At 45.3% G+C, this 19,293-nt stretch carries 19 protein-coding genes; 14 read left to right on the top strand and 5 right to left on the bottom strand.

Annotated elements, in window-relative coordinates; translation table 11 throughout:
* Positions 1-77 precede the first annotated feature (77 nt).
* From AC1DE7_RS09315 to AC1DE7_RS09275, 9 genes are all read left to right on the top strand, one after another.
* Positions 78-470: a DUF2500 domain-containing protein gene (locus AC1DE7_RS09315; RefSeq protein ID WP_017688132.1), complete on the top strand. Its 393-nt coding sequence runs from the start codon at positions 78-80 to the stop codon at positions 468-470.
* Positions 471-617: 147 nt separating this feature from the next.
* A complete protein-coding gene (locus tag AC1DE7_RS09310) occupies positions 618-1,367 on the top strand; it encodes a glucose 1-dehydrogenase (protein WP_017688133.1) in 750 nt (249 codons plus the stop codon).
* 204 nt (positions 1,368-1,571) lie between these two features.
* The gene (locus tag AC1DE7_RS09305; protein ID WP_477534211.1) at positions 1,572-3,257 is read left to right on the top strand and encodes a hypothetical protein; all 1,686 of its coding nucleotides are present in this window, start codon (positions 1,572-1,574) and stop codon (positions 3,255-3,257) included.
* 160 nt (positions 3,258-3,417) lie between these two features.
* The gene (locus AC1DE7_RS09300; protein ID WP_076217086.1) at positions 3,418-3,840 is read left to right on the top strand and encodes a cell wall hydrolase; all 423 of its coding nucleotides are present in this window, start codon (positions 3,418-3,420) and stop codon (positions 3,838-3,840) included.
* A 75-nt stretch (positions 3,841-3,915) separates the two neighbouring features.
* Positions 3,916-4,374, top strand: coding sequence for a spore coat protein GerQ (gene gerQ, locus AC1DE7_RS09295; protein WP_036613981.1), 459 nt, complete (start codon positions 3,916-3,918; stop codon positions 4,372-4,374).
* Between the two features lie 234 nt (positions 4,375-4,608).
* Complete coding sequence (locus tag AC1DE7_RS09290; RefSeq protein ID WP_477534210.1) at positions 4,609-6,192, top strand: sigma-70 family RNA polymerase sigma factor; 1,584 nt, start codon at positions 4,609-4,611, stop codon at positions 6,190-6,192.
* Between the two features lie 228 nt (positions 6,193-6,420).
* Complete coding sequence (locus AC1DE7_RS09285; RefSeq protein ID WP_315371702.1) at positions 6,421-6,843, top strand: MerR family transcriptional regulator; 423 nt, start codon at positions 6,421-6,423, stop codon at positions 6,841-6,843.
* Complete coding sequence (locus tag AC1DE7_RS09280) at positions 6,833-7,357, top strand: hypothetical protein (RefSeq protein WP_338706254.1); 525 nt, start codon at positions 6,833-6,835, stop codon at positions 7,355-7,357. Before AC1DE7_RS09285 ends, AC1DE7_RS09280 begins: the two co-directional genes overlap by 11 nt.
* A gap of 605 nt (positions 7,358-7,962) precedes the next feature.
* The gene (locus AC1DE7_RS09275) at positions 7,963-9,279 is read left to right on the top strand and encodes a hemolysin family protein (RefSeq protein ID WP_036613746.1); all 1,317 of its coding nucleotides are present in this window, start codon (positions 7,963-7,965) and stop codon (positions 9,277-9,279) included.
* Between the two features lie 69 nt (positions 9,280-9,348).
* Here AC1DE7_RS09275 and AC1DE7_RS09270 read toward each other — a convergent pair whose 3' ends face one another.
* A complete protein-coding gene (locus tag AC1DE7_RS09270) occupies positions 9,349-9,999 on the bottom strand; it encodes a hypothetical protein (protein ID WP_477534209.1) in 651 nt (216 codons plus the stop codon).
* A gap of 232 nt (positions 10,000-10,231) precedes the next feature.
* On the opposite strand from AC1DE7_RS09270, the gene AC1DE7_RS09265 reads away from it, so the two are divergent.
* Positions 10,232-10,744 carry a hypothetical protein gene (locus tag AC1DE7_RS09265; RefSeq protein WP_477534208.1) on the top strand — a complete coding sequence of 171 codons (513 nt, stop codon included), beginning with the start codon at positions 10,232-10,234 and terminating at the stop codon, positions 10,742-10,744.
* A 2-nt stretch (positions 10,745-10,746) separates the two neighbouring features.
* Here the strand turns inward: AC1DE7_RS09265 and AC1DE7_RS09260 are convergent, their stop codons facing one another.
* The 4 genes from AC1DE7_RS09260 to AC1DE7_RS09245 all read right to left on the bottom strand — a co-directional run bounded on the left by AC1DE7_RS09260 (position 10,747) and on the right by AC1DE7_RS09245 (position 15,070).
* Entirely contained in the window at positions 10,747-11,700 is a 954-nt protein-coding gene (locus AC1DE7_RS09260) for a hypothetical protein (RefSeq protein WP_127550687.1), read from the bottom strand.
* Positions 11,678-12,268, bottom strand: coding sequence for an RNA polymerase sigma factor (locus AC1DE7_RS09255; RefSeq protein ID WP_017688141.1), 591 nt, complete (start codon positions 12,266-12,268; stop codon positions 11,678-11,680). The genes AC1DE7_RS09260 and AC1DE7_RS09255 overlap by 23 nt, the downstream gene beginning before the upstream one ends.
* 246 nt (positions 12,269-12,514) lie before the next feature.
* A complete protein-coding gene (locus AC1DE7_RS09250) occupies positions 12,515-13,747 on the bottom strand; it encodes an aminopeptidase (RefSeq protein WP_477534207.1) in 1,233 nt (410 codons plus the stop codon).
* A 90-nt stretch (positions 13,748-13,837) separates the two neighbouring features.
* Positions 13,838-15,070 carry an aminopeptidase gene (locus AC1DE7_RS09245; protein WP_127550691.1) on the bottom strand — a complete coding sequence of 411 codons (1,233 nt, stop codon included), beginning with the start codon at positions 15,068-15,070 and terminating at the stop codon, positions 13,838-13,840.
* Positions 15,071-15,280: 210 nt separating this feature from the next.
* On the opposite strand from AC1DE7_RS09245, the gene AC1DE7_RS09240 reads away from it, so the two are divergent.
* The 4 genes from AC1DE7_RS09240 (at position 15,281) to fumC (ending at position 19,254) form a co-directional block, all read left to right on the top strand.
* On the top strand, positions 15,281-15,553 hold the full coding sequence (locus AC1DE7_RS09240) for a hypothetical protein (protein ID WP_477534206.1): 273 nt from the start codon (positions 15,281-15,283) through the stop codon (positions 15,551-15,553).
* Positions 15,554-15,733: 180 nt separating this feature from the next.
* The gene (locus tag AC1DE7_RS09235) at positions 15,734-16,543 is read left to right on the top strand and encodes an MBL fold metallo-hydrolase (RefSeq protein ID WP_339186922.1); all 810 of its coding nucleotides are present in this window, start codon (positions 15,734-15,736) and stop codon (positions 16,541-16,543) included.
* 179 nt (positions 16,544-16,722) lie between these two features.
* On the top strand, positions 16,723-17,733 hold the full coding sequence (locus tag AC1DE7_RS09230) for an aldose epimerase family protein (protein WP_477534205.1): 1,011 nt from the start codon (positions 16,723-16,725) through the stop codon (positions 17,731-17,733).
* A gap of 132 nt (positions 17,734-17,865) precedes the next feature.
* Positions 17,866-19,254, top strand: coding sequence for a class II fumarate hydratase (gene fumC, locus AC1DE7_RS09225; protein ID WP_282321144.1), 1,389 nt, complete (start codon positions 17,866-17,868; stop codon positions 19,252-19,254).
* Positions 19,255-19,293 lie beyond the last annotated feature (39 nt).

Below are 19,293 nucleotides of genomic sequence, written 5' to 3'. Positions count from 1 at the left end.
TTGTTTACGTGCATATACATTACAGGAGACGGGTCAAGACTCCGGCTGTCCTAAGTTGTATGAACGGAGGGAGAGACATGGGCATTGAATCATCCTGGATGTTTGATTTGTTTGGAACCGTCTTTCCGGTTGTATTTGTTCTGATTATAGGTATAGTCCTTCTGTCGATGGGAAAGGAGGTATGGAGGTGGGGACGCAACAACTCGGAGCCGCTATTGACCGTGCCTTCACGTATCACCAGCAGACGGATGAAGATGAGTCAGTCGCAATCTGAACCGGGTAGTACAGCACGAACGTTATACTACGTCACCTTTGAAGTAGAAAGTGGAGATCGGCTCGAATTCAAAGTCAATGGCGAAGAGTATGGTTTGTGTGCTGAGGGGGATGAAGGACGGCTCTCGTTCAAAGGAACGCGTTATGTAGGTTTCGAGCGATATAATCGCGTATATTCTGAACGCCTACGGGGTTAAACTGAGCAGCTTGCGCCAGAATGGCGTGAGCTTTTTTTGATTATTTACTGGACAAGCGTTTCTTAATGGGCATAACGTGTTTTTATATAAGAAGAGGCTTAATGAGATTATGATCAAAAGATCATTACCATAGAGGAGGCAATCAATATGTCATTTACAGATCAGGTCGTTGTTGTAACCGGGGCCGCTCAGGGAATAGGACGAAGTGTGGCTGAGGCTTATGCAGTCGCTGGAGCCAAAGTTGTACTTGCCGACTACAAGGAAGCAGAAGGGGCGGCCGCGGCAGCTTCCATTCGTAATGAAGGCGGAGAAGCCATCTTTGTCCAATGTGATGTTCGGAGCGAGCAGGATATTACGAATCTTTTTCGGACAACCGTGGAAGAATTCAAACAAATTGATGTTTTGGTGAATAATGCAGGACTCGCCAAGTGGAAGTCACCCTATGAGCTGACGCTGGAAGAATGGGACGATGTACTCAATACCAATGTGAGAAGTTGCTTTTTGGCGAGTCGGGAAGCAGCCAAACATATGAAAAGCAATGAACACGGGGGTGCCATTATCAATATGGCTTCCACACGTGCGCTGATGTCTGAGCCGGATACCGAAGCTTATGCCGCATCCAAAGGAGCGATTGTAGCTCTGACGCATGCGCTGGCGGTCTCATTGGGCAAAGACCAAATTCGGGTCAATTGTATCAGTCCGGGATGGATTGAGACAGGTGACGTGGAGAAATTGAAAAAGGAGGATCATGAACAGCATCCCTCCGGTCGTGTGGGTGTTCCTTCAGATATCTCCCGTGCTTGTTTATATTTGTCTGATCCAAGCAATACCTTTGTCACAGGGACCAACCTCGTTATTGATGGAGGCATGACCCGAAAAATGATATATGAGGACTAGAACCGGGATTAAGCCGGGCTAGCCCTAAGCTGTCCCAACTTCAGAGTAATAAGCCCAAGTTAAGCACTTGGGCTTATTTGTTTTTAATAACTCGGTTGCTATAATAAATGTGATTTTACAACAGTAGAGGAATGGAGGGAGTATATGTTCGGGAAACAATCCCGGAAGGTATTTTGGCTGTTACTGCTGATCGGAGGGATGATAATGATAGGGAATGAGTCACCTGCTGAAGCTGATGGCGCAGATATACGGGCGGCCTGGGTATGGCAGGCACAGTCTGTTAGCAACGGAGATGAGCTGTTGGCCAATGCAGCTAAACATAAGATAAACAGGCTGTACGTGAATGTAGACATGACGCTGTCCAAGGAGGTATACCAGACGTTTATAGCCAAAGCAAGCCGTGCAGGTATTGCGGTTGAAGCGCTGGGAGGCGATCCATCCTGGGCACTCAGTGGCCGTGAAGGTCCCATGCTCAGATTAGCGTCGTGGGTAAGTGATTATAATCAAGCTGCTGAGCTCAACGAGCAATTTGATGCCATACATCTGGATATCAAGCCCTATGTGTTACCAGCCTGGAAAGAAGATGCCAAGCCACTGGTACAATCCTGGGTAGCCAATATGAATCTGTTATTTGAGCAATTAAGACAGGATGGCGCAGTTGCAGTGAATATGGATCTGCCATTTTGGCTGGATTCCTATACCGTCACAGGAAATAGAGTTTCTGAGGATACAGATAACGAACCATTGTCACGTTGGTTCATTGAACAAGTGGAGCATGTCACTTTACTCGCTTACCGTGATAACGCGCAAGGGAACAATGGTATCATACGTTTGATTGAACAGGAAATGAACTGGGCCGATGCCAGCAATGTGAGCGTCACGGTTGGGTTGAACACCAAGCCCATGCCTGGTGAGGAGTTCACGTCATTTGCCGGGAAAGGTGTAGCACAACTGGAAAGCGTTATTGAAGAAGTTGCCTCCGCATTCGGCGAGCATAGTTCCTACGCAGGTTCTGCTGTACATGACATCGTATACTGGGGACAACTGGAGCCGTCGGAACTGCCATCACCGGAGATTCCATCCAATCAGCCAGAGATTCGGGGAACGTATATCTGGGAGGCCTCTCAGGTGACGAATGACGGGGGAGAGCACATACTAGCATTTGCTAGAGAGCAGAATATTAACTGGTTGTATGTCAGGTTGGACCTGGATCAACCCTATTCCAGCTATCGCAGTTTTGTGAAACGGGCAAAAGCGCAGGGTATTGAGATCCATGCGATGGGTGGACACCCCATCTGGGGCAAAAAGGAGAATCGTCCACGCATTCAGCGATTGATTGATTATGTGAAAAACTATAATGCTGAATCCGAGCCGGATGAACGATTTGAAGGCATCCATCTGGATATTGAGCCTTACACTTTGCCAGAGTGGGAGAATAGTCGGGACACCTTATTGACCGAATGGGCTGCCAATATTACATTTTTCCAGGAAGAAACGAAGAAGGACAGTGATCTCGAAACAAGCGCAGACCTTGCTGTATGGCTGGATAGCTTCGCGTTGCCAGGAAAGGATACATCTGTGGCTGAATTTATGATCCGTACACTCGATCATGTGTCGCTGATGGCTTTCCGTAACAACGCCGAAGGTTCCAATGGGATTGCTGCTGTTGTGAGTCAGGAGATGGAGATCGCCGATCGTTTCGGTAAAAGGTTGATGATTTCGGTCGAAATGAAGCAGAACCACGAAGGTCCTCATATTTCTTTTTATGAGAAAGGGGCAGCGGAGATGGAACTTCAGCTTGCCAAGCTTCCTGATCTGTTGGCCGAATATCAGGCTTACCAAGGCAACATTGTTCATGCCTATGATTATTGGATTGAAGCCAAGCCTTAAACAGGCGAGTATTATAAGAAACGAGTTGCTTCGGGACTTCACCTTGGGTGAGGTTCCGGGCTTTTTTTTATGGAAAAAAGATGGAATCGTGTCACCGAATGGGCTCCTGCACAATACGATGTACGGTGATGAACAGCTGAAACAAGGGAGGAAACAGACTATGGCTGTTATTAAAGCCAACTCAGAGGACGTCAAGCTGCTGGCTAGGCTCATGAGGGCAGAGGCTGAAGGTGACGGCGAACAGGGTATGTTGCTTGTGGGCAATGTAAGTGTGAACCGGGTGCTGGTGGATTGTCTGGACTTTAAGGATATTCGCGATATCAATCGTATGGTATTCCAGAATCCAGGAGGCTACGAGTCAACACAGAAGGGGTACTTTTACCAACGCGCAAGACAGTCCGAGATACGTCTCGCACAACGGGTGATTAATGGAGAGCGCTTCTGGCCTGCCAGCAATTCATTGTGGTTCTTCCGACCTGTGGCCGAGTGTCCGGCAACGTGGTATGACCAGCAAAATACAGGACGTTTCAAAGCGCATTGTTTCTTCAGTCCTTCAGGCGAAGACTGTCCGGAAGTATATTAAATTTTGGGAGGAATCATCATGATTAATCAGCCTTATCAACCAACAACTCAAACAATGGGTCAGCAAGCGAATTCCGTGTTGGGTCAACAAGCCAATTCTCAGGTTCAAGGTACGTCTTACAAAATCGGTAACGGAATGCCTGCCATGTCACCAACGCCAGGGATGGTGTCCCCAAGCTCCACAAGTGTACCCCCACTCGTATCCAGTGGTAGCCCAATGACACCAACAGGTGCAGTGATTACAACAACGGCTCCACAGTTTGAGCAGTCATACATTGAGAATATTTTACGTTTGAACCTTGGTAAATTCGGTACATTCTACATGACATATGAAGGCAACAAAGAATGGAACGCTCGCATATTCCAAGGTATTATTGAAGCAGCGGGCCGTGATCATATTATCATCAGTGACCCGAAGACAGGTAGAAGAATCATGCTGTTGATGGTCAACTTCGACTATGCTACATTTGATGAGCCGTTGTTGTATCAATATCCGGGCGTGGTAGGCAATTACCCGCAAGCTCCAAGCAGATAATCATTTTCAACTCATCATGTTGATTGATAACTGACATGTCACATGTCTAACACATACTGATTTACATCGCTGTCCTTGAATGTGGAGGTAATCCGCAGACAGGACAGCTTTTTACATAAACATATATACGAAGGTTACTCTAGGTTTAGAGTTATACGTAACCTTTTGGCGATAACATGGCACTTATACATGAATAGAACAAGCAGCATGCTTATATGAAGGGAGTCCATAGCATTGAATTCATGGATTGAAGGAGCGATGAAGGGCGAAACTGATGCTTACGCACAACTGATGTCTCAATATCGCGGGATGGCTCTTGCTGTTGCCTACAATCGTTTAGGAGATACATTTTGGGCTGAAGATGTCGTACAGGAGGCATTTACTGAAGCCTTTGGCAATCTGTCCAAGCTGGAAGCTCCTGAGGCTTTTCCCGGGTGGTTCAAGGTGATCGTGGAGAGGCAGTGTTATCGCTGGCTAAGACGCAAGCAACATACCATGATTCCAGTTCAGGAGCTGGAGCATGTATTCCATGAAGAGGATCAGGCGCATAATCCGGAAAAACAAGCGGTGCAAAACGAAATGCATCGTACCCTGCGTGATTCTATTGCAATACTGCCATCATCGATGCGGATTGCTGTTGAACTGTTTTATTTGGAAGGATACTCGCTCAAGGAAATATCGGATTTCCTCGGGGTGAAGGTACCAGCGTTAAAGAAAAGACTGTTCGATGCCCGATCCAAACTTAAGCGCTCTATGCCAGTAAGGGATCTGGTCTCTGTATTCAGTGACTTGTATGAAGGGGGAAAAGGATTGTTACACATTATGAATGGGGATCACGCTGCCAATCGTTTAAGAGAGAGTGGAATTCAGGGAGACATCCTGGTATGGAGAGAGTTGTACACGTTCGGCCCGGTAGCCAAAGAGATGGGAGATACGAAGGAGCGGCAGACTCGGGCATCCGTGTTAGAGCAGCAGTTGGGCATTCCACAGGCGGAATACTTGAAGATTGAGGAACTTGAACGCAAGTTGAACTCGTTTCAACAATACAAGGAAATTGTTTTATGGTTCGAATACGATCTCTATGATCAAACGATGTTATCGTATCTATTGCATTATTTCAAAGGACAAGCACTCCAGAATACAAAACTGAATCTGCTCTGTATTGACTCGTATCCAGAGATTGAGCACTTTAGAGGACTGGGACAGCTTACCTCCACACAGATTGAACGTCTGTCCGGCAGTTGGCATGTGATTGAGAAAAACGAGTTACAAGCCGGTGCACAGTTCTGGGAAGCCTATACGTCGACTGATTTCCGGTATCATCTGGATTACTTGCAGGCAGATACTTCTGCGCTACCCTTTGCGAAAGCTGCCTTTAAGGCACATTTGTCCCGTCTGCCATCTGTATCGAACGGTCTGGGACTCATTGAGCAGACAACACTGGAGACTATTAGAGCAGGTGTGGAGCATCCGTATCCATTATTTCGTGAGGTAGGGGACAAGCTGCATATTCTGGGGATGGGAGATCTTGAATACTGGGCACATCTGAAGCGGATGACAGAAGGACCTCATGCTCTTCTTCAGATGAGCGGTGCAACCACTTTCCCTAATTTCAAGCAGCATGATGAAAAATTCCGTGACGGAATCCTGTCGCTAACGGAACTCGGAATTCAGGTGTTGAATGGAGAAGTCGATTGGGCATTGCTGAAGCAGGATGAATTCTGGATCGGTGGATTGCATAACGAAAGCGGGAAACAAGCCAGATGGCGTTGGAACCCCGCTTCGGAAACCGTAGTGGAGATTGAGTCGACATCGTAATCAGCGGATAGAATTTAAGAAAATAACGTATTACAAAAAGAGAGTATCCAGCCATGCGGAAGCATGAGCGAGGATGCTCTCTTTGGTTTGGTTAAGAATTAGTTGTGTTTCTCAAAATGATTTTTCCTTTCTTAATAGTTTGTTTGACTAGATGTAAACCTGTACAGTAAACTGTATACATTACAGTTTACTGTACAGGTTTACACTAAAGTGTAAAGGAGTGAGGTTATGAATCAGTACACTGCAAAGCGTATCTCAGAAATTCTTCAAGAAGATGATACTAAGATGAACTTGAGGACGGTTCGGTACTATACACAAATAGGCATGGTTCCTCCGTTAGAGTTGGTAGGAAATAAAAGAGTATACACCGATAAACACATTCATTATTTTCGAGCAATTATAACTTTATCAAGAACTGGTGAGAACTTAGCATCCATCCAAGAAAAATTGAAGCTTCTTTCTGTAGAGGAAGTGGAAAAAATCGGCCAATTGATGAGTTTATATAGCCCAGATCGTGTCTTGGAAAACGAAACTCTGACAATAACAGATGATGTTTCAATTACATTAAGTCCTCGAGTTTCTGCCGAATTAAAACAGAAGGTAATTGATTCTGTCTCACAGGTTTTAAGGGGGGAGTTTAATGATGCTTAATTTACGGTTGGCTAAAAAAAAGATGGAAAAAGAAGAAGGAATGAATCATTTATGGATTGAGCTCACCCATACCAATAATTTAAATGAAAATGCAATATTACGTATTCACCTCCCAAATGGTCTTTATCGAGGATTAAATTTGAATGGGAATTTTGAAACAGAAACAGGTGAAATAAAATTAGTGTCACGAGACAAAGACGTATTTATTGAGCTTTATACACAGTCGAGAATAGATTGTGATGAGGCATTGATTAATGTGGAATTATGTTATCAAAGTAGTCATCTAAATTGGAAAGGAATAAAACAGGACATAACAGTTCGCTTTGTAGATGAGGAAGATGTAGATGATGAGCATATCGATCATCAAGTCATTGAACGAGTGATGAAACTCGAAATTAATTCGTCTAGCAAGGCTGGCTCAGATAGTGAATTATTAGTTATCAGACCAAGGACTTATCAAACAAGGGACAGTGAGTATGCTTATCTTGAAAAGGACTATCGAATAAACTACTAGTGGAAGGGAGCGCTCAACGTATTTTATGAATGCGTAAACTTATTGATAATGTGATATGTAAAGCACAATAACAATGGGCAGGTGATAAAAATGGACCAAGAGGTAATCGAATATTCCGTAGAATTCCAAGATTCTTATGGGATCATATACACTCGAGAATTGAGAGCTGAAAGTATAGCTGAAGCCAAAATTATCATTCAAAATAACTATCCTGATGTTGTAATTCGAGCAGTCACACGTATTACAGAAAATGATAAGTGATTAACTATCTAATAATCTGAAAGTTAATCACTTATCAATACAACTGAGAAAATAGGAAGCATAACGGCGTATTGAGTAAAAATTTTTCCGGGAAACAGCATAATCGAGACTTTTGTTAAAGAAAAAAGGCGTTTGTGCCATTTCGTTGTCATAGGACACGGATTGACTGTGTAGTTTAGAATTATATAATAAAAGAAGCATATCTTTTTTATTCGACAGAACAAGGTGGAGGTGGAAGCATTGGGAAGTTGAAATTGCATATGAGCGGCAGAATGGCAAATATCCTACATTTTCGAAGGAGGTGGACCTATTTGCCGAAGAATGACGGCGAATAGGATGAAAATTTGAGTGACCCCTTACCGAGTATTTTAAATTTAGTAATCATTGGTTTACTTGTATTAATGAATGGTTTCTTTGTGTCGGCGGAATTTGCGATGGTGAAAGTTCGTGGAAGCCGGATTGAGGCTTTGGTGGAAACAGGCAACAAAAATGCCATCTATGCTTCCAATATCGTACGTAATCTGGATGCATATCTATCAGCTTGCCAACTAGGTATAACTTTGGCTTCACTGGGACTCGGGTGGCTGGGAGAACCGGCAATTGCACATCTGTTAGAGCCCATGTTTACCGCATTTGGACTGGGACCAGTCTACGTTCATGGAATCTCTATTGCCATTGCATTTGTGATTATTACGATCTTGCACATTGTACTGGGTGAACTTGCTCCCAAAACGATGGCAATTCGAAAGTCTGAGACGATCACGTTGTGGTCTGCGGCTTTGCTAACGTTCTTCTACAAGTTAATGTATCCATTCATATGGGCACTGAACGGTATGGCTAACGGCTTGTTGAGACTGTTCCGAATGGCACCAGCTTCGGAGATGGACTCCGCACATAGCGAAGATGAAATACGTATTCTGATGAAAGAAAGCAATAAGAGCGGTTTAATTGATAACACTGAATTAGCACTTGTTGATAATATATTTGATTTTACGGATACAACCGCCCGTGAAATTATGATTCCGCGGACGGAAATGATCTGTCTGAATGCCAATGAGTCGATGCTGGAGAATCTGGAGATTGCCAGTGAGAGTATGCGAACAAGGTATCCGGTATATAACGGAGACAAGGATCATATTATCGGCTTTATTCACATTAAGGATCTGATGCGATCCCAACTTACGGATACCATCTCCGTGATTCGGCCCATCCTGGCTGTGCCAGATACCACGCTAATCAGTGATCTGCTCAAGCGTATGCAGCGTAGCAAGACACAGATTGCGATTCTGATTGATGAATACGGGGGAACCTCCGGGCTTGTCACACTTGAAGATATCATGGAAGAGATCGTAGGCGAGATTCAGGATGAATTCGACCATGAGCGTCCTGTCATTGAACAAGTGGATGAGATGGAATACTCTATTGATGGATTGATGCTGATTGAAGAAGTCAGCGAACGATTCGGACTGGAGATGGATCGTGCCGATTACGATACCATCGGGGGCTGGCTGTACTCGAGAGTAGATGCCATTCCACCTGAGGTTGGTCAATCGGTTGAGTATGGGGGTTATGTATTTGTCATTCAAGAGACAGAGCATAAGCGGATTTCCCGAGTAAATGTGATTAAGCTGGAACTGTTGGTTGAAGAAGAAGGCGCGTAGCCAGATTGAAATTGTAACAGATGAAGCTGTATGGTGACGTAATGGTCATCGTACAGCTTCTTTGCATGCTCATGATTCTTTGGGTGCATGAATGACAACATCGGCGTAACGATTCTCCGTGACCAAGCTGTTCTCGATAGAAATTCGCTTATAAGTGACGTAAACATTCTCTCCCGGAGCCAGATCATGCTGGATATTCAGCTTTTTTCGAGTGGATTGGGTTGTTGTCGGTGTCTTAATGGTGATGATGGCGTACATAGGCGTATCGACAAAAGTAACCTCGTAAGAATTGTAGTCCCCCACTTTAGTGGTGGATAACACGGGATTTTGCTTATACTGGGTCAGGTGATCATTCACCATGCCAAGTGTTACGGGTAACACATAAAACAGAAGTACCAGAGGCAGAAGGGAGAAAGCAATCCCGAAAACACGTAAAAATTTGACATGGGAAAGGGTCCGTCCGCTCTGCTTGAGAAAAAGAAAAGCAAGGATGGGGGACAGTACAAGTCCCCAGATCATAAAGGGCAATACATAGCGGTCAATCCCCATGCTTATCCAGTTTTCCCGAGCTGTAGCTAAGAAATATATTAAGGTCCCTGCGGTAAGTGCACTCACCAAGATAACAAGCCAACGTTTGAACGAGCCGGAAACTTCGATATGTAGTTCATTCGGATTGGAGCTGTGACGATGCCTTCTGGATTTGGATTGAAGTTTACTCAAGTTATACACCTCATTTGCAAATCTTGTTGGTTCATATGGTTTCGTGTATCCATTACCCAATACATACGGGCTGGAATAATTTAGGTTTCAACCATGCTGGAGAGGCATGCAAAGATAAAAGACGCTGCCGACAGTAACATCGGAGCGTCTAATTTTTTTTGAAACCTGTCACCCGATCCGTCCGTTTATACCCTTACACAAAATCAAGTATGGAAGCGGAGGATGGATCAATATGCGGAAAATGAAAACAAAGAGTGCAGCATCTATGCTAAAAATAACCCTTGTTGCCTTGTTAATGGTGCCAACAATCCTGGCTATACCTACGTCCGAACCAGCCGTTGCAAGCCCGATAATCAACGTGTCCTCTGGTGCCCTTACAGCTCCGCCACCGCCAGAACCATCCATCCATTCGCTTGCTACCAATTCCGAACGTGGACATATCTATCAAGCGGTCGGTGCAGTCATTCCGGGGGGTGGACTATCGGCTATCGTCAATACCAAGACCATGACATATACAGCAATGAAGACACTATCCGTAGATTATCGACTTGAGCGCTGGACAGGAACAGCATGGGTAACTTTCAAAACGAGTTCCAACAATGCAACGAATACAAACTTATTGAATGCCGCATCGGATTGGACCGTAATGCCAGGATATTATTATCGCGTTACCAGTATTCATACAGCGTATGATGGAAGTGCCACGGAAACAAGCAAACATGTCTCTGGCACCGTGTTATTTTGATCTTATCGACGGGTGCTACCCGGAAACTTCTGCTCTTGAAAATCGTTGGCAATAGCAGTCATTTCTTCTTCCGAAAGGGTGCCAAACAGACTCATATTGTTTGAACCCATCATCCACTGAAAGGAGTTATAAGGTGGGCCGATATACATCAGTGCTTCCGAGCCATCCGCCAGCTTTACGGTGCTCATATCACGAAGCATGGCTCCTTCAATTTTCTCCCCAGGCATGACATAGATATAATCAAACTGGATAATCTCATCTTCTATGCTTTTGCCTTCACTGGTATATTGAACTCTCATTTGGTTGGACTCATAATAATCGTCTGGATTCACAGGGTTTTCAGTATCAAGCACGAGTTCGAATTTGACCTTGTTGAATCGCTCGGGAATGGCCTTGGATAACAGAAAGTCACCCATGAACCCTTCGCGTGCAATCTCTTCCGTAACAAGTACTGGACGAAACTGATGGCTCGATAACTCATACGACGGTGTATTAAGAGCTTCTTCTTCTTGTACCTTAAGAATGTCGTCCAAGCTGGTTTCTGGTGGTGGAGGCGTTTTGGCTGTTGACGGATCAGCCCCCAGTTGGGTCGTACGATCCTCAATGATAATGGATTTCATGCCATTGCCCCAATCCTTGATGGATTGCACAAAAGGGGATACCGCTTGCGTACCGGACGGCAGGCTGAAAATAACGGCCCCGATAGTTACGGATGCAGCGACTACAACTGAAAGTCGCAAGGTACGTATTCTTTTTTTACGTAAACCGATTCTGTTAATTTCCCTGTTTACCTTCTGCCAGGATTGCCGCATGGATTCGGTATGGGAGGCGGAAGGGGCAGAGACGGCCTGATGGAAAGCTTCATCAAAAGCCAGGTCAAACGCAGCGTCGAAATATTCGTCTTCCAGCTCTGAATCGAATCGCTCCACGTTTTTATCGGACTTGCCTTTGCTCAATGCTTCCACCCCATTCCTTATGTAATTTCTTCTTAATACTGCCACGGGCTCTGAACAAGCGTTGCTTCACAATGTCTTCGGAGGTATCCAGCAGTTCGGCCATCTCTCGGTAGGAGAGACCTTTTTTCCACCGTAACTCCACCAGTACACGATATTCCGGTTTGAGCTGTCTGAGATAATATTCAATGGACTCTTCCATCATCTGCGTTTCTACCATGCTTTCCACGGAAGCTGCGGTCTGATTCATCGTCTCCATATCTATAAAAACACTATCCGTATCCAATTGGTTACGGTTATTTTTATTTTTTCTCAGATAATTAATAGCTGTGTTCCGTGTGACAACCTTGAGCCAGGCTTTCAGTTTGACCTCGTCTTCAAAGATGGGTTTGTTTTTAATGATTTTGATAAAAGCTTCCTGAATAATATCTTCTGCTGCAGCACGCTCCTTGATGATATAAACGATAAGACCATGTACCATATTATAATATTCATAATACACTTCTTCTTGAAGCGCAGAGCCTAAATTATGGAAATCTGAGGCTAGTAATAACTGGAGCCGATTGGCCATGATGTTCTCCTTTCTGGTGAACAGTCCACAAACATTGGTATCATTACATTTTACAACATAATATGGAAACGGTACAATGGGAGGTTGGTCCGGGAAAAACCAGATGAGAGAAGTGTGTATAACATGCATGAAAGTTTGCTGAAAATTAATAAAAGGCCGTCTCGCCAACCATGAATACATGGTTGCAAGACAGCCTTTCGACTATTCAGAGAACATACATTACGGGAGATAACTCTCCGCGATCATTTAGAACGCCCAGTCTCCCTTAAGGAAGATGGCTTCACGTTCGCCGTTTGCCGTGATACCGTAGATGTCCGTCTCGGGAGAGCCCATCATGAAGTCCACATGGGTGATGCTGGTGTTCATGCCACGGGCTGCAAGCTCTTCAGGAGACATCGTTTTGCCACCTTCGATATTAAATGCATAGGAACTGCCAATCGCAAGATGGCACGACGCATTCTCATCATACAATGTAGTGTAATACAGGATACCACTCTCAGAGATCGGTGAATGGAAGGGAACCAAAGCGACTTCGCCGAGGTAATGAGATCCTTCATCCATGGAAATGAGTCTTTCCAGCGTATCCTGACCTTCTTCAGCATGAAAATCAATGATACGTCCGTTCTCAAATGTGAGCGAAAAATGATCAATGATACTGCCGCCATAGCTGAGTGGTTTGGTGCTGGACACTTTGCCATTAACGCCATGTTTGGCTGGAGCGGTGAATACTTCCTCTGTCGGGATATTCGCGACAAAAGGGGAGCCTTGCTCATTCACGCTACCTGCCTGCGCCCAGATATGACCTTCTGGAAGCTCGACAGTAAGATCCGTCCCTGGGGAGAGGAAATGTAATGCTTGATACTTCTTGTTGTTCAGGGCAACGGCTTTGGTCTCCAGTCGTTCAATATGCTGTTCCCAAGCCGCTACAGGGTCCTCCAGATCGGCTCTCACCGCAGCAAAAATGGCTTCCCACAACTGGCTAACCTGCTCAGCTGCCGGGAGATCCGGGAATACTTTGGCTGCCCAATCGGGCGAAGGACATGCCACACCCGTCCAGCTCATTTTATCCGCCTGTTGATACTGACGGTACTTGGCCATCGCCTGAGCATATGTACGCTGATGGGTGGAAATCCGCTCCGGGTCAATACCTTTCATTAGGTCTGGGCTGGATGACAATACGGTCAGGAAGGTTGCATTATTGGCCGCCAGTTCTTCAAGCTCCGCTGCATGCCATTTCGGCGGCTCTTGGAAGGATTCCTCAGGGGCCATCTCAAACCGCAATCGATTGACGGTTTCATCTCCGTATTTTACAATCACCTGCTTGGCTCCAGCTTCATATCCCTTACGTACCAGCAAACGTACAAATTCAGCGGTATCAATCATCGCAGAGATGACAAATACTTGCCCTGGTTGCACATTAGCACCTACTCTTACAGCAAGTTCAGCGTAACGATCCAGTTTTTGTTCAAAACTTAACATATGAGTTCCCTCCAATTGTTGAATTTTTGACCTGTTGACGCAGGAAAAGAGAGGAGTAATCTCCTCTCTCCTAAATCACATCAAACGGGATTAGAATGCCCAGTTTCCTTGCAGGAAGATCGGCTCTTCCGCGCCTTCGGAGGTCACACCGTGGATGTTCATTTCTCCGGATCCAATCATGAAGTCTACATGAGTGAGGCTGGAGTTCATACCACGTTCAATCAGCTCTTCTTTGGACATCGTTTTACCACCTTCCAGACAGAAGGCATAGGCATTACCAATCGCCAAATGGTTGGAGGCATTTTCATCAAACAAAGTATTGTAGAACAAAATATTGGTATCGGAAATTGGGGACTGATGTGGAACGAGGGCTACTTCACCCAGATAGTGTGCGCCATCATCTATCTCGATCAGGTTTTTGAGTGCATCGAGACCTTGATCGGCGGTATAGTCAACAATTCGGCCGTTCTCGAATGTTAGTGAGAAACCGTCAATCAGGTTGCCGCCGTAGCTCAGTGGTTTCGTGCTGCGCACTGTACCGTTAACACCCGTTTTCAGCGGAGCCGTGAATACTTCTTCCGTAGGCATATTGGCAATAAAGACATGTCCTTGCTCATTCACACTTCCACCGGATACCCAGATATGGCCTTCTGGAAGTTCAATGGTCAAGTCTGTGCCTGGAGCTGTATAGTGAAGCTTCTTGTATTTTTTGTTGTTCAACAGATCAGCGCGGGAATCCAGGTTTTGCAAATGGGTTTTCCATTCGGCAACAGCATCCTGCTCACCGATCCGTACCGTTTTGAAAATGACATCCCATAGGCGGTCTACTTGTTGCGCTTCTGGAAGATCCGGGAACACTTTAGCTGCCCATTCCGGAGAAGGAACGGCCACGATAGACCAGCTGAATTTGTCAGCCATCTGATAAGAACGATATTTTTCGAGCGCTTTGCCGCGCACTTTTTGGCTAGTAATAATGCGTTCCTGCGCTACACCGTTCAGCAAATCTGGATTTTCAGCGATGACGTGCAGAATAGCGGCACCTTCTTCAACCAGTTCAGTCATTTCAGCTGCAAACCATTTCGGTTCAATGGAGAAGGCTTCATCAGGTGCAAGATCGTAATGAAGACGTGTAACGGTTTCATCACTCCAGTTTACTTTGACCAATTTCGCACCTTTACCGTAGGCTGCTTTGACAATCAGTCGTACAAAGTGTGCTGCCGAGATTGGAGCGTTAACCACGAGTGTCTGTCCAGCATGGACATTGACACCGACTTGTACAGCCAGTTCAGCATATTGCTGCAGATTCGTTTCAAAAGTATTCATGCTATTTTTTCCTCCAATGTGATAATAATATCGTAGCTTGTTGGCTATTATAGTCCTCATTACAACTATGTAAGGACTCAGAATGGTTCCTTCATTGAATAAGGTATACGTTGCTACGTTATATATTGTACAATTAACCAATAATAATTACCAAACTAGGTTTACCAGAAATGTTGGAGACCGACTGTAGATGAAAGATTAAAGGAGAGAATGATTGTGAATATTGAAATTATAAGTTCTGAAATGCGCCGTGAAGGTGAAAAAGGATACGTGGGAAATACCGTTTACCGCACAGAAGGCGAAAAGTCAGTATATGAGATTACCTTCATGAGCAAGAACGGAAAAGACTGGGACTATAGCTTGCATTTCACAGAGCAATCCGGTGATGAAGAAGAGTTACTGCGTATGGACGAGTTGCTTGAGAATGATGACGATCTGTACAATCAATTGCTCGATGCTGCTTTGGAGGCATTTCCAGCTTAACTAGCTGAGATGTTCTTGTTCTATTGTGTTGTGTCGATGACTATACTAGACGGTGTATGCCCAAAACAGGGTGTATACCGTCTATTTTATTGGAAATGTTGAATAGATGATCCAGAAAAGGGAAGTCTACGAGATGAATGGAACCAGAGAGACAATCCGCCTAATGGGAGGTAACCGTGAATGGCATCTGACAATCTGATTACAGAAGGGTTGACGGGACTTGAAGAAGTCGCGCCCGATATTCTCAGTCTACGTACACTATTCGTTAATGTCGTGTTCATCGGAGAGCCAGGAAGCAGGAACTGGGTCCTCGTGGACACCGGAATGGCGAGGTTCACGGATCATATTGTTCAGGTTGCAACAGAACGATTTCAAGGTCCGCCGTCTGCGATCATATTGACGCATGGTCACTTCGACCATGTAGGAACCGTTATTGAGCTGGAACAATTCTGGGGTGTGCCAGTGTATGCTCATCCGCTTGAAATTCCGTATTTAACGGGATTAAAAGATTACCCGCCAGCGGACCCTTCTGTAGGTGGAGGTTTAATGTCCAGGTTGTCATTCGCTTATCCTAATGAGGCAATCAATCTGGATGATCGGATATTCAGTCTACCCAAAGATCATTCCGTTCCAGGTCTATCAGGATGGGAATGGGTGCACACGCCAGGTCATACGCCTGGACATGTGTCGCTGTTTCGGGAAGCGGACCGTTTGTTAATTGCGGGAGATGCAATCATCACAGTGAAGCAGGAATCGCTGTGGAGTGTGTTGCTTCAGGACAAACAGTTGCATGGCCCGCCTTCCTATTTTACAACCGATTGGCAGGTTGCTCATCAATCTGTCCAGCATATAAGGCATCTGGAGCCGAAACTTGCGATTACCGGGCATGGGCATGCCTTGAGCGGAGATATGTTGAGTGAATCCTTGAAGCGGCTTGATCTGGACTTTGAAGAGAGCACTGTGCCGGATCACGGCAAATATGTGGATTAATTGAACCATCATATGAAAGACAGCAGAGACAGCCGTAACGGATTGCAGCTGTCTTTTTCCTGTCTTTTTTGTCTTTCTATTATGAATTTGTTCTCTATCCTAGATTGGTATTTTGCGCTCGGGCATGATATAGTCGAGCCGTATAATATAACCTTAGTATGCAGGAGGTACATATAACGATGACACAGCAAAATGCAGCATTTGAAGAACAATTTGGAGGGATTCCGGCCGTTTGGCTTCGTTTTAATCAGTTTGAAGCGGCAGTTATTCCAAGCGTGGGTGCCAACCTCGTTGCTTTCCGTGATACAGAAAAGGGTTTTCGTTACTTGAGAGAACCGAATCAGGATCAGATGGATGAGTTTATGGCTGCACCTGCGGTCTATGGAATTCCGATTCTTTCTCCACCGAACCGTTATGAGGATGGACGCTTCCCCTGGAATGGTAAAGTCTATCAGTTGCCTGTGAACGAACCGGCTACAGGTAACCATTTGCATGGATTTTTGCATGATGCCGAGTGGAAGGTTGAGGGATACGGTTCTGATCAGCTGGAGAGTTATGTGTTGCTTAGCCAGGACGTGAAAGAAGGACATACATTCCATCAGTACCTGCCGTTTACGTTTACGGTGACGCTTCGTTACTCTTTGAGCAGCCAAGGACTTCAGCAACAATTGATCGTCCGCAACAACGGGACTGAATATATGCCGAATTTGTTTGCATTCCACACGGCGATTGCTGTACCTTTTGCACCGGACAGTCAGGCCTCGGATTACACGGCCAAAGTTACGATTGGACAACGTCGTGAATTGAATGAGCGTTCCCTGCCAACAGGACAATTTCAACCGCTTACACCTGAGGAAGAACAATTGAAGAAAGACGGGGTTAGTCCGTTCTTTGCTGCCATGGATAATCATTACACGGCGGAGCCGCAGAATGGACGTAACTATATGGAACTTACGGATCACCATACTGGAGACAAACTGGTATACGATGTGGGTACCTCCTACAAGCACTGGATGATCTGGAACAATAACATGGGTGGCGAATTCTTCTGTCCTGAACCACAGATGAACCTGGTTAACGCTCCTAATGTTGAAGGCATACCTGCAGAAGAAATCGGATTGATCGGTTTGGAACCAGGTGAACTATTCGAACAGAGCAGCCGATTGTATCCAATTGCGTCACAAAAATAATTCACGCTCATTTTGCGCTACGCTTACAATTTTGTCGAAAAGGTGAAAACCTGCTCGTAAATCATGTATAATATGACGAGATACACAAGCTTTGTAGAGACCCAAACCATCTTTTTGGAGGAGGACAAGCAAGTGGAATACCGCATTGAGAGAGATACGTTAGGCGAAATGAAAGTACCAGCCGACAGGCTGTGGGGAGCTCAGACGCAGCGCAGCAAGGAGAACTTCCCGATTGGCAATGAACATATGCCGATGGAAGTTATCCGTGCTCTTGCCATTTTGAAAAAAAGTGCTGCGGCCAGTAACCATAAATTAGGTAAATTATCTGCGGCTAAGTCCGATGCTATTGCTTATGCAGCAGACGAGATTATTGCAGGCCGAATTGATGACCATTTCCCACTGGTAGTATGGCAGACGGGAAGCGGAACACAATCCAATATGAACGTGAACGAAGTGATTGCCAATCTGGGGAACCAACTGCTGGAGCAAAAGGGCAAGGAAGAGCGTCTGCATCCAAATGATGACGTGAACATGTCCCAGAGCTCCAACGATACATTCCCAACGGCTCTGCATGTCGCAGGTGTTCTGGCTGTTGAGGATCAACTTTTGCCAGCAATCGCGGTATTAAAAGCCACTTTTGCAGACAAGTCGGATGCATTCAAGGATATTATCAAGATTGGACGTACCCACCTCCAGGATGCAACACCAATTACGCTTGGTCAGGAGATCAGTGGTTGGGAAGCCATGCTGGGCAAGAGTGAGCGTATGATCCGTGAAAGCGTACAGTATCTGAAGGAGCTTGCGATCGGCGGTACAGCTGTCGGAACGGGCATTAATGCACATCCGGACTTTGGGGACTTCACTGCCAAGGAGATTGGCAAACATACGGGGAAAGATTTTGTATCTGCACCAAACAAATTCCACGCACTTACAAGTCATGATGAAGTTGTGTATGCGCACGGTGCGGTTAAAGCGCTTGCAGCTGATTTGATGAAAATTGCCAATGATGTCCGCTGGTTGGCCAGTGGCCCTCGTAGTGGATTGGGCGAAATCCGTATTCCTGAGAATGAGCCAGGCAGCTCCATTATGCCGGGTAAAGTCAATCCAACTCAGAGCGAGGCCATTACTATGGTGGTTACGCAGGTCATGGGTAATGATGCAGCGATTGGTTTCGCGGCAAGTCAGGGTAATTTTGAACTGAATGTATTCAAACCGGTTATCATCTATAACTTCTTGCAATCCGTGCAACTCCTGGCGGACTCCATTATTGCGTTTAATGACAAGTGTGCCGTGGGCATTGAGCCTAATCTGGATCAGATTGAACATAATCTGAACAATTCGCTTATGCTGGTTACAGCGCTTAACCCGCATATTGGTTATGAGAATGCAGCCAAAATCGCGAAACTTGCACATAAAGAAGGCTTGTCTTTGAAACAGGCGACGTTACAAACGGGCCTGCTTACCGAAGAGCAATTTGATCAATATGTCGATCCAGCCAAAATGATCGCTCCAAAGGCCTAAAATCAGCCAAAATGAGCAATATAGATCACTGAAGAGGAC

The sequence above is a fragment of the Paenibacillus sp. 10L310 genome (assembly GCF_056395745.1).
This window is presented reverse-complemented; position numbering and strand designations above follow the sequence as displayed.